This is a genomic window from Actinocorallia lasiicapitis (assembly GCF_054778695.1).
The window spans coordinates 1-10,317 of the sequence record NZ_BAAGZI010000199.1 but is presented as its reverse complement, the minus strand read 5'-3'; the positions used below and the strand labels follow the sequence as shown (position 1 = coordinate 10,317).

Sequence of the window (10,317 nt, the reverse complement as noted above, 5' to 3'; positions counted from 1 at the left end):
CGCGGGCGCGAGGCCGAGGATGCCGCGCAGCCGGGCGGTCAGCGGGAGGGAGCCGGGCGCGGGCGTGACGCTCAGCAGGGTGAGCAGCAGTTCCTTGGCGTCGGGGCGGTCCTCGGGGTCGGCGACGAGGCAGCGCGCCGCGAGGGTGCGGAGCCGCCCTTCGAGACGTCCGAGATCGGGCGGGTTCGTCAGGATCCTGGTGATGACGGCGGAGATCGAGTCGGAGCCGAACGGCGGGTGCCCCGACGCCGCGTAGACCAGGGTCGCCGCCCACGCCCAGACGTCGACCGCGGTGGTCAGTTCGACGGCCTTGAGCTGCTCGGGAGCCATGAAGGTCGGGGTTCCGACCGCCCCCGACGTCGCGGTCGCGGCCGGGTCGAGCAGCCGGGCGATGCCGAAGTCGACGACGCGCGGGCCGTCCGCGCCGATCATCACATTGCTGGGCTTGAAGTCGCGGTGCACGATCCCGGCCTTGTGGATGGCCAGGAGCGCGGTGACCGTCCCGATGGCGAGCCGGTCCAGTTCGCCGCCGGTCAGCGGCCCGCCCGACTGGACGCGCTGCTTGAGGGAGCGGCCCTCGATGAACTCGCTGACGATGTAGGGGATCTCGCCGTCGACGTCGGCCTCGATGATCCGCGCGGTGCAGAACGGATCGACCTGGCGGGCGGCGCGCAGTTCCCGCGCGAACGCCCGGCGGGCCCGCTGGTTGCCGGAGAACCGGGTGTGCAGCACCTTCACCGCGACCCGTTCCCCGTGCGGCGAGACCCCCTCGTAGACGACGCCCTGCCCGCCCTCGCCCAGCCGCCCGATCAGCTCGTAGCCGCCGACGGCACGAGGATCCCCCATCCCCAAAATCCCCATTCAGCAGGAAATACCGGGGTGAACGGGATTCGTCAATCCGTTCTTCAGGACAGCGTCTCGCCCGGCACGACCAGGCCCGATTCGTAGGCGAGCATGACGGCCTGCGCCCGATCCCGCAGTCCCAGTTTGGTGAAGACCCGCGCCACATGCGTCTTGACGGTGTGCTCGCTCACCACGAGCCGTCCGGCGATCTCCCCGTTGGACAGCCCGCCCGCCATCAGCACCAGCACCTCCGACTCGCGCGCCGTCAGCGAACCGAGCGCGGGCGACGCCTGCGGCCGCGACCGGCGCTGCTTCGCGAACTCCCGCACCAGCCGCCCGGTGACCTGCGGCGCGAGCAGCGCGTCCCCCCGCGCCACCACCCGGACGGCCGACACCAGCTCCTCGGCCGTCGCGTCCTTCAGCAGGAACCCCGAGGCGCCCGCGGCGAGCGCGTCGTACACGTACTCGTCGATGTCGAAGGTGGTGAGGACCAGCACCCGGAGCGCTTCGCTGCCGGGCTGGGCGAGGATCCGGCGGGTCGCCTCGATCCCGTCCATACCGGGCATCCGGATGTCCATGACGACCACATCCGGCCGGTGGGCGAGCGCGAGCTGGACGGCTTCGCGCCCGTCGCCCGCCTCACCGACGACGGCGATGTCGGCTTGGGCCCCGAGCAGAGCGGCGAACCCGGCGCGGACGATCGTCTGGTCGTCCGCGATCACCACTTTGATCACTGTGAGCCCCCTTCAGCGGAAGGCAATTGTCCCAGAATGTTGCGGCTCCGGGAATCTTCACGTGCGGAAAGGGAGCTCGGCTTCGATCTCGAAGCCGCCATCGTGGGCGCGTCCGGCCTGGAACCGTCCGCCGAGCATCGCGGCCCGCTCCTGCATCCCGATCAGCCCGTGCCCGCCGTCCGGCTGCACGGACGGCGGACCCACCCCGACGGCGGGGAAACCGTCGACGCGCGTCTCCTGGCTGTGCCGCGGATCGAACACGCGGGTCGCGGCGTGCGGCGGGTCGTTGTGCACGCGGACGGCCAGCCGGTCCGGGTGGTACACCAGCTCCACCTGCACCTGAGCGCCGGGCGCGTGCCGCCGGACGTTGGTCAGCGCCTCCTGGACGATCCGGTACGCCGACAGTTCCAACGTCGCCGACAGCGGATGCTCCTCACCCCGCACCGACAGCCCGGCCGTGCCGCCGGAGCCGCGGTGCTGGTCGATCAGCTCGGGCAGCCGGTCGAGACGGGGCTGGGGGGCGACCTCGGCGTCGGCCTTGGCGTCGGAGCGCAGGACGCCGAGGAGGCGGCGCATCTCGACCAGGGCCTCACGGGCCGTCCTGGCGATCTCGGCGTAGCCGTCGCGGGCGTCCGGGGACAGTTCGTGCATCGTGTACGGGGCCGTCTCGGCCTGGACGGCGATCATCGACACCGAGTGGGCGACGACGTCGTGCAGCTCGCGCGCGATCCTGGCCCGCTCCCGCATCACCGCCTGCTCCTTCTGCGCCTGGTCGAGCCGGACCAGGGTCTCGGTGTTCTGCTCGCGGGCCTCGGCCTCGGTGGCCTCGACGGTGCGGCGGGCGTCACCGAGGCCGATGGCGGCGATCACCGCGAGGACGGCGAACGGCCACGGCACGGTGTCCAGGCCGTCGCCCGCCACATAGACCACACCGACGACGGCGAGGCTCGCGCACGCCATCACCCCGTTGGAGTGGCGCGGAAGCTGCTGGGCCAGCTTGAACAGCACGCAGACGGCCGCCAGCATGGTCGTGACCAGGAAGACCTGGCCGGACAGCAGCGAACCGGCCGTCGCGCCGAGGACGATCGCGGCGACGGGCCTGAGCACCTCGCGCCGCCACACCAGCGGCAGGGTCGCGGCGATCGCGAACCCCGCCGGGACACTGAACAGCGGATCGTGGTTGGAGCCGACCTCCCAGAGCGCCGCGACGGTCATCGCGAGGCCCGTCACCGGCGCGTAGGCCCAGGACGCGGTGAACCGCTGCCAGAGCCCCAGCCAGCGCGGCATCGGCGCCGTCGCCGCCGCCAGCGGAGCGATCATGGTGCCGTAGGGCCCCTGGACGGGCTGCGGCTGCCCGTACAGGCGGCGCATCACCCCGTCCTGCAGGGGCTTCAGCAGCCGACCGACCCCTTCCAGCACCCACAGCAGCAGCTGGCCCACCCCGGCCACCGCCCGGCCGGACAGCCGCCACAGATGTTCCGCCGCTCCGGTGCCCAAGGTCTTCTCGCTGCTCACGCCACCATCCTGCCCGCGATCGACCGGACTCACCTCACCTCACAGGGCGATACCAACCCGTGATGTACGACTTGCGGATGAGGCGCATTCCCTCCTCTAGCGGGACGTGCACCGGTCGATCGTGGCCGTAGTGTTTCTGCTGTGACCAGGTGGTGGCACCCCCGGATCGGGGGTTCCGGCGGTGCCATCGCCGGTCACGCCAGAGCTGGAGATGGGGGTCTCCTGGAAGCCCCCCGCTCAGCAGGTTAGGGGACCTGCCGAGCGGGGGGCTTCCGCTTTTCTTTAGGCTCGCTTGCCCCGCGCCCCGGCCCGATCCGGGCGGCGTTTTGGTTGGCTCGGGGGCATGTGGGTCGCGACGACGATGGTCTTGGCGCTGGCGGCTTCGCCCGGCGGGAACTGGCGGGAACTGGACACCGGGTACCTCGGTGAGCTGAGCGCGATCACCTCGCCCCGCTACGGGACGGTCTTCGCCGTCGGTTCCGGGCCGCAGGGCCCCCTCTTCCTGAGCTGGGAGCAGTGCGCGTGGCGCGCCAAGGCGCTGCCGCTCCCCCAGGGCACGATCCTCACCGATGTGACGGCCGTCTCGGCCGCCGACGCGGACGTGGTCGGCTTCGCCGGGATGCGGGCCGTCGCCCTCCGCTGGGACGGCCGGAGCTGGGCGTCGCGCCCGTTCGCCGCGCAGGCCCCCGCCTTTCCCCGTTCCGTCGACGGCTCCTGGACGGTCGGCTCGACCAGCGGCTTCGCCGGCAGCCAGGCCGCCGCCTGGCGGTGGACCGGCCGCCTCTGGACGGCGACACCCGTCCCCGGCGGCCTCGGCTCCGGTCTGGCGGCCGTCGACGGCGACACGGCCGTCGGCAACCGGGGCGACAAACCCCTGATCGTCCGCTGGACGGGCTCTCAGTGGCTCGACGAGACCCCCGCGACGTCCCCCGCCACCACCCTCACCGACGTGGCGGGCGACTGGGCGGTCGGCACCGCCCGCAACGCCCCCCTGGTCCTGCACCGCACCGAATCCGGCTGGACCCCGATCCCCCCGCCGTCCTCCCACTTCCACCCCTTCACCTCAGCGGCCCCCGACTCCTCCGGCGGCCTCTGGGCCTCGGGCCCCGACGGCTTCCACCACTACGACGGCGCCTCCTGGACCTTCCACCCCACCCCCACCGAAGTCCGCTCCCTCACCAAACCCCCCACCTCCTCCCACCTCTGGGCCACCGGCACCGCCCCCACCACAGCCACGACGTGGACCACCACCCCCCGCCCCCGCTGACCATGATCGCGTCGACCTGCGGCATGTCGCCCATCCAAGCGCCGCGAACCGCGCAGCTCGCGGGGGGCCATGATCGCGTCGAACTGCGGCGTGTCGCCCGTTCGGAGGCGTGAAACGGGCGACACGCCGCAGCTCGAGGGGATCTTGGAATGCGAAAAGCGGGGCCCGGTGAGCGGGCCCCGCTTTTGCGAGAGGGTTAGGGCTTGCGTTTGGGTTCGTCCAGGCCGGGCTCGAGGTAGATGAGGCGGGCCACGGGGAACAGTTCGCGGACCTTGGCCTCGGCGGCGTCGATGCCCTTGGCGACCTCGGCGGCGGTGTCGTCGTGGTCGACGGCGATCTTGGCGGCGACCAGGAGCTCTTCGGGGCCGATGTACTGGGTGCGGATGTGCATGACGTGGTCGACCTCGGGGACCGACTCCAGGGCGTCGACGATGGCCTTCTCCTCGTCGGGGGCGACGCCCTCGCCGAGCAGCAGGCTCTTGGTCTCGATCGCCAGGATCACCGCGATGATCGCGAGGAGCACGCCGATGCAGACGGTGCCCACACCGTCCCAGACGCCGTCGCCCGTCACGACCGCGACGGTCACACCGAGCAGCGCCAGCACCAGGCCGACGAGCGCGCCCAGGTCCTCCAGCAGGACGACGGGCAGCTCAGGCGCCTTGGCGCGGCGGATGAACTGGACCCACGACTGGTCGCCGCGGATCTGGTTGGACTCCTGGATCGCGGTCCTGAAGGAGAAGCTCTCCAACCCGATCGCGATGATCAGAACGCCGAACGCCCACTGCGGCTTGTCGATCGCATGGGGATCCATGATCTTGTGGATGCCCTCGTAGAGCGAGAAGATCGCACCGACCGTGAACAGGACCAGCGCCACGATGAACGAGTAGAAGTACCGTTCCCGCCCGTAGCCGAAGGGATGCTGCGGGGTCCGCTCCCGCTCGGAACGCTTCTTGCCGAGCAGCAGCAGGCCCTGGTTGCCGGAGTCCGCGACCGAGTGGATGCCTTCGGCGAGCATCGACGACGAACCGGTGAAACCGAACGCCACGAACTTGGCGACCGCGATCCCCATGTTCGCCAGGAGCGCCGCGACGATCGCTTTGGTCCCGCCTTCAGCAGACATCTATGTGGTCCTTGCCTTGTATTCCGAGACGGCGGCCACCGGAGTCGGATCGACCCCGAGGGACAGTGCCAGGTAAACGGTCACATAGTCGCACACGGCGATCATCGATGCGATCCGCTCAAGCGAATGCGTGCCCTCGGCTCTGATCTCTGAAACCGGCAGGTCACGGGCGCGCGCCACCTCCGTGACGGCCGGACGACGATCTTCCTCATCGAGGAAGGCCACCAGATGGAGCGGGGTTTCCGGATCGTCGGACCGGTCCCGGAAGAAGTCGTCGGGGTCGGCGGGCGGCGGGGCCGCGTCCAGCGCCCCCAGCCGGAACGCCGCCGAAGGACGCTGCGCGTTGTCGGCGAGCTGGTCGGTGAACCGGCGGGCGGCCACCGCCGTCAGCGGCCCGCCGCCCCACGGCATCGGCAGGGCGTCGCCCAGCTCCAGCGCGAGCTGCTTGGCCGGGTTGACGAACGGCTCGCTGGACGGCCGGAGCCGGTGCGCCAGATCCTCCAGCAGGACGGCCGTCGACTCCAGCACCTCGTCCGGCAGCCGGACCAGGCCGAGCCGCCGCACCACCAGCAGGATCGGGACGGCCTTCGCCCACAGCTCGGTACGGGCCGGACCGGTGTGCGGGGCGGGCAGATGCAGCGACCGGCTCTGCAGGGCGAGCTGGGCGAGCCGCCCGTCGGCCGGGCCGACCGTCACCACGGACATGCCGCGCCGCAACGCCAGCTCCGCGACGGGCAGGGCATCCTCGCCGACCGCGAACAGCAGGTCGAGCCCGCCCACCCAGCCGGGCAGCGCCCCCTCGGGCAGCGCCAGCACCGGGACGGGGCAGCCCGTCCCGCAGACCGCGGCCACCACCTCACCGACCAGCGGATCACCGGTGACCACCACGGAGCGGGGCCGTTCGGCACGCGCCAGGGCCAGGTCGAGGCCCGCCTCGTCGGCCAGCCGCTGCGCCTGGCGGATCTGGGCGGCCGCCCCCGCGAGCTGCCGGAGCATCCCGGCGGGGTCGGCCGCTTCCAGAGCGTCCACATCCTCCAGGAGGGAGGTCATGCCTTTGGTGCGCGCGCTTCGTCGACGAGCAGGACCGGGATGCCGTCCCGGACGGGGTAGACGTAGCCGCACTCACCCTGGCAGGTGAGCTCGTCCTCGCCCTTCAGATTTCCCCGGCAGTTGGGGCAGGCCAGGATCTCCATCAGCCAGGCGTCGAGTTTCACTTCATCCTCCTCGGACGATCGCCAGGACCTCGTCGCGGATCGCGGCCATGGTCGCGGCGTCGGCGGCCTCAGCGTTGAGGCGCAGTAGCGGTTCGGTGTTGGATGCGCGCAGGTTGAACCACCAGTCGGCGTGCCCGAAGGTGGTGCCGTCCAGCTCGTCGATGGTGACTCCGTCGCGCTTTTCGAAGATCTCGCGGACCTGGGCCACGGTGGCGGCCTGGTCGTCGACCTCGCTGTTGATCTCACCCGACGCGACGTAGCGGTCATAGGACTTCAGCAGCGCCGAAAGGGTTCCGTTCTGCTCGCCGAGCGCCGCCAGGACGTGCAGCGCGGCCAGCATCCCGGAGTCGGCGAACCAGAAGTCACGGAAGTAGAAGTGGGCGGAGTGCTCGCCGCCGAAGACCGCGCCGGTGTCGGCCATGGTCTGCTTGATGAACGAGTGGCCGACGCGGGTGCGGACCGGCGTGCCGCCGTTCTCCCTGATGATCTCCGGGACGGCCCGGGACGTGATCAGGTTGTGCACGATGTTCGAACCGGGGTGCTTGGCCAGCTCCCGCTCGGCCACGAGCGCCGTGATCGCGGACGGGGAGACGATCTCGCCCCGCTCGTCGACGGCGAAGCAGCGGTCGGCGTCGCCGTCGAAGGCCAGCCCCAGGTCGGCCCCGTGCTCGAGGACTGCCTTCTGCAGGTCCCGCATGTTCTCGGGCTCGATCGGGTTGGCCTCGTGGTTGGGGAAGTTCCCGTCCAGCTCGAAGTAGAGCGGCACGACGTCCAGCGGGAGGCCGTCGAACACGGCGGGGACGGTGTAGCCGCCCATGCCGTTGCCCGCGTCCACGACGACCTTCAGCGGCCGGATCCCCGACAGGTCGACGAGGGTCTTGAGGTGGTCGGCGTAGCCCTGGAGAAGATCACGCTTGGTCACCGTGCCCCGCGGGCCGTCGTAGGCGGGGACTCCGGCGACCACCAGGTCGCGGATCTCGCGAAGGCCGGTGTCCTGGCCGATCGGGCGGGCGCCCGCGGTGCACATCTTCATGCCGTTGTACTTGGCGGGGTTGTGGCTCGCGGTGAACATCACGCCGGGCAGGCCGAGCGCGCCGGAGGCGTAGTAGAGCAGGTCCGTGGAGCCGAGGCCCGCCTCGATGACGTTCGCGCCCTGGGCCGTCGCGCCGCGGGCGAACGCCGCGGCGAGGGGCACGCTGGAGTCGCGCATGTCGTGGGCGGTGACCAGCTCGGTGGCGCCCGTCACCCGGACGAACGCGGCTCCCGTGGCCTCGGCGATCGCCTCGTCGAATTCCTCGGGTACGACGCCCCGTACGTCGTACGCCTTGAAGATCTTGGCCGGGTTCCCCACCGGACGGCTCCTACATGTAGTTCGAACTGCCTAGACCGTTCGAGCCTACCGGTGCCGGGCAGGAGAGCCGTTAACAGGTTGTTTCGGAAGCGGTGCGCGCTCAGGGGCGCTGCTGGTCGGAGCGGAGCACCCGCAGATGGCCGCGGCGGCCCACCTCCGTGCCCTGGCCGACCGGCTCGCCCCGCGGCCCGGCGGGCTTGGCGGCCTCGCGGACGGCGTCGGCGAGCGCCTCCAGATCGTCGGACGAGGGCTGCTCGGGAACCTGCTCCGCGGGCAGGCGCAGCAGCTCCCACCCCATCGGGGCGGTCAGACGATCGGCGTGTTCCGCGCACAGGTCATAGCAGTGTGGCTCGACGTACGCGGCAAGCGGACCCAGTACCGCGGTGCTGTCGCGGTAGACGTACGTGAGCGTGAACACTGCGGACGCCTTGCAGGCGGTGCGGGAGCAGATGCGGACGGGGCTCACAGGGGCTGAACGTACGCCTTTCCGGGCCCCTTCGCCAGTATCCGAGTGATCGTGTCTCGCGTATCCCCCCAATATGGCGGATCTTCCCTGGAGGTATCGCTCTGTGTACACGTCCGGCGTATCACGTCCGACGTATCACGTCCGGCGCGTCCGTCGGCCGCATAAACTGCACGGATGATCCGAGCGAAGCGACGCGACCGCCACGGCCGCGGGCTGCGCGGCCCGCTGGCCCCGCCCGAAGTGCCGATCTCGCTCACCCGTTCGGAGAAGTTCGACGATCTGGTGCGCGAGGAGGTCCAGCGGATCGTCGCGCCGTGGACCGAGGAGCTCGCCGGGGTCGAGTTCGCCGTCGAGGACGTCCCCGAGCTGGCCGCCGACGACCAGCAGGTGCCGCTCAGCACCCTCCGGGACGTCAACGGCACCCCCCGCGTGATCATCTACCGTCGGCCGGTCGAGGCGCGCTCCACGGGCACACCGGAGAAGACCGACCGGGAGCTCGCCAAACTCGTCCACGACCTGGTCGTCGACGAGATCGCCGGCCTCCTCAACCTCCCCCCGGAAACAATCGACCCCGACTAGCGGGTGATCGCGGTCAGGGAGTCGGCGACGGGGGGCAGGCGGAGGGTGACGGGGGTCGGGGTCAGGGGCTGGACGGTGACGAAACGGTCCTTTCCTGACTTCAGGCTGACGACGCGGGCGCCGTAGACGGTGCCCTGGAGGGGTTCGACGATCAGGGCGTCGGAGTCCTGGGGGATCTCCAGGGTGCGCTGGGCGCCGAGCTCGTGCTCCTGGGGCTTGCCGCGGCCCGCGGACGTCACCGGGGTGACGCGGACCCTGGCGGGGCCCTCGGGGGCCGTCAGAAGCAGCGTGGAGCCTTCGCGGGCGTCGGCGAGGGTCGTGGGCCCGGTCAGGGGCGCCGCGCCCGCGCCGAGGCTCACATCATCGCCGCCGGCCTGGAAACCGGCCACGATCGGGCGGTCCGCGGTGAGGACCAGGGCGGCGGGCTTGCCGACCAGCGCGGACTCCAGATCGACGGGGGTGACGGTCTCGGCGGGAGCGTCCAGGACGTCCTGGCCTTCGGGGACGAAAACGCCGCCCGCCGTCACCGCCTGGATCTTCACCCGGGCGTCGGCCTCGCCGGGGACGGCGACGAACAGGGTGCGGGCGCCGGAACCGCCCGGCAGGCCCGGGAGGATCACCGTCCGCGCGGGCGCGGCCGACGCGGGCGCCCAGTCGTAGCCCTTGGCGCCCAGATCGACCTTGACGGCCGCGGCGACCCGGCCCGACGTGGCCACCACCTTGATCGCGAGCATCCGGGAGTCGACGGCGGGGAGGCCGAGGCCGTCGCCGTTCTTGTCGAGGTGGATGACGCGGTTCTCGTGGGCGTCGACGGTGAAGGTGTGGCCGTCGGGCGTGTCGATCCGGCCCGCGTCGGAGATCGCGATCACGTCGACGGACGCGTCCCGGTCGTCCACGTTGGCCAGATGCAGGTCGATCTTCCCGGAGCCGGCTCCGGGCGTCACGAACCAGTGTTCGGTACCCGGCGCACCACAGCGCGCCCCACCGACTCCTTGCTTGGTCTTCAAGGTCGTGTCAACGGCCAGCCCCGCAGCCGCGCCCCCCTCGGCCCGCACCACCAGCCCGCCCCGCTTGGGCACGCTCCCGCTCCAGGCCGACCCGGCGGCGGCCTTCCCGACCGCCGCCTCCTTCCCGTCCCTGACGACCCCTTCGCCCTTCGCCTCCCCGGCCGACACGACCCCGATCCGCCCGCCGCCGACCTCCGGGCACGCCACGACCGCTTCGGCCA

The 10,317-nt window shown here is 71.6% G+C and carries 11 protein-coding genes; 2 read left to right on the top strand and 9 right to left on the bottom strand.

What is annotated here, in order from left to right; all coding sequences use genetic code 11:
• The 3 genes from ACYVE7_RS20785 to ACYVE7_RS20775 all read right to left on the bottom strand — a co-directional run.
• The coding region (locus ACYVE7_RS20785) for a serine/threonine-protein kinase (RefSeq protein ID WP_460366632.1) at window positions 1-846 on the bottom strand (846 nt) is incomplete at its 3' end.
• A gap of 59 nt (window positions 847-905) precedes the next feature.
• The gene (locus ACYVE7_RS20780) at window positions 906-1,577 is read right to left on the bottom strand and encodes a response regulator (RefSeq protein WP_460366631.1); all 672 of its coding nucleotides are present in this window, start codon (window positions 1,575-1,577) and stop codon (window positions 906-908) included.
• Between the two features lie 57 nt (window positions 1,578-1,634).
• On the bottom strand, window positions 1,635-3,092 hold the full coding sequence (locus ACYVE7_RS20775; RefSeq protein WP_460366630.1) for a sensor histidine kinase: 1,458 nt from the start codon (window positions 3,090-3,092) through the stop codon (window positions 1,635-1,637).
• 343 nt (window positions 3,093-3,435) lie between these two features.
• Here ACYVE7_RS20775 and ACYVE7_RS20770 point away from each other — a divergent pair, with 343 nt between their 5' ends.
• The gene (locus ACYVE7_RS20770) at window positions 3,436-4,359 is read left to right on the top strand and encodes a hypothetical protein (protein ID WP_460366629.1); all 924 of its coding nucleotides are present in this window, start codon (window positions 3,436-3,438) and stop codon (window positions 4,357-4,359) included.
• A gap of 196 nt (window positions 4,360-4,555) precedes the next feature.
• On the opposite strand, the gene ACYVE7_RS20765 is transcribed toward ACYVE7_RS20770, so the two are convergent.
• The 5 genes from ACYVE7_RS20765 to ACYVE7_RS20745 form a co-directional block, all read right to left on the bottom strand.
• A complete protein-coding gene (locus ACYVE7_RS20765) occupies window positions 4,556-5,479 on the bottom strand; it encodes a cation diffusion facilitator family transporter (protein WP_460366628.1) in 924 nt (307 codons plus the stop codon).
• The gene (locus ACYVE7_RS20760; RefSeq protein WP_460366627.1) at window positions 5,480-6,529 is read right to left on the bottom strand and encodes an SIS domain-containing protein; all 1,050 of its coding nucleotides are present in this window, start codon (window positions 6,527-6,529) and stop codon (window positions 5,480-5,482) included.
• Window positions 6,526-6,693 carry a Trm112 family protein gene (locus tag ACYVE7_RS20755; RefSeq protein WP_460366626.1) on the bottom strand — a complete coding sequence of 56 codons (168 nt, stop codon included), beginning with the start codon at window positions 6,691-6,693 and terminating at the stop codon, window positions 6,526-6,528. Before ACYVE7_RS20755 ends, ACYVE7_RS20760 begins: the two co-directional genes overlap by 4 nt.
• Window position 6,694: 1 nt before the next feature.
• Entirely contained in the window at window positions 6,695-8,044 is a 1,350-nt protein-coding gene (locus ACYVE7_RS20750) for a phosphomannomutase/phosphoglucomutase (protein ID WP_460366625.1), read from the bottom strand.
• Between the two features lie 100 nt (window positions 8,045-8,144).
• On the bottom strand, window positions 8,145-8,510 hold the full coding sequence (locus ACYVE7_RS20745; RefSeq protein ID WP_460366624.1) for a DUF3499 domain-containing protein: 366 nt from the start codon (window positions 8,508-8,510) through the stop codon (window positions 8,145-8,147).
• Between the two features lie 174 nt (window positions 8,511-8,684).
• Between ACYVE7_RS20745 and ACYVE7_RS20740 the strand changes: the two genes are divergently transcribed.
• Entirely contained in the window at window positions 8,685-9,089 is a 405-nt protein-coding gene (locus ACYVE7_RS20740) for a metallopeptidase family protein (protein WP_460366622.1), read from the top strand.
• On the opposite strand, the gene ACYVE7_RS20735 is transcribed toward ACYVE7_RS20740, so the two are convergent.
• Window positions 9,086-10,317: DUF5719 family protein (locus ACYVE7_RS20735; protein ID WP_460366621.1), on the bottom strand; the 1,232-nt coding region annotated here is incomplete at its 5' end. The genes ACYVE7_RS20740 and ACYVE7_RS20735 overlap by 4 nt on opposite strands.

Coding starts and splice junctions, on each gene's coding strand:
- ACYVE7_RS20760 (WP_460366627.1), bottom strand. CDS start 6,529: ATGACCTCCCTCCTGGAGGATGTGGACGCTCTGGAAGCGGCCGACCCC.
- ACYVE7_RS20765 (WP_460366628.1), bottom strand. CDS start 5,479: ATGTCTGCTGAAGGCGGGACCAAAGCGATCGTCGCGGCGCTCCTGGCG.
- ACYVE7_RS20770 (WP_460366629.1), top strand. CDS start 3,436: ATGTGGGTCGCGACGACGATGGTCTTGGCGCTGGCGGCTTCGCCCGGC.
- ACYVE7_RS20740 (WP_460366622.1), top strand. CDS start 8,685: ATGATCCGAGCGAAGCGACGCGACCGCCACGGCCGCGGGCTGCGCGGC.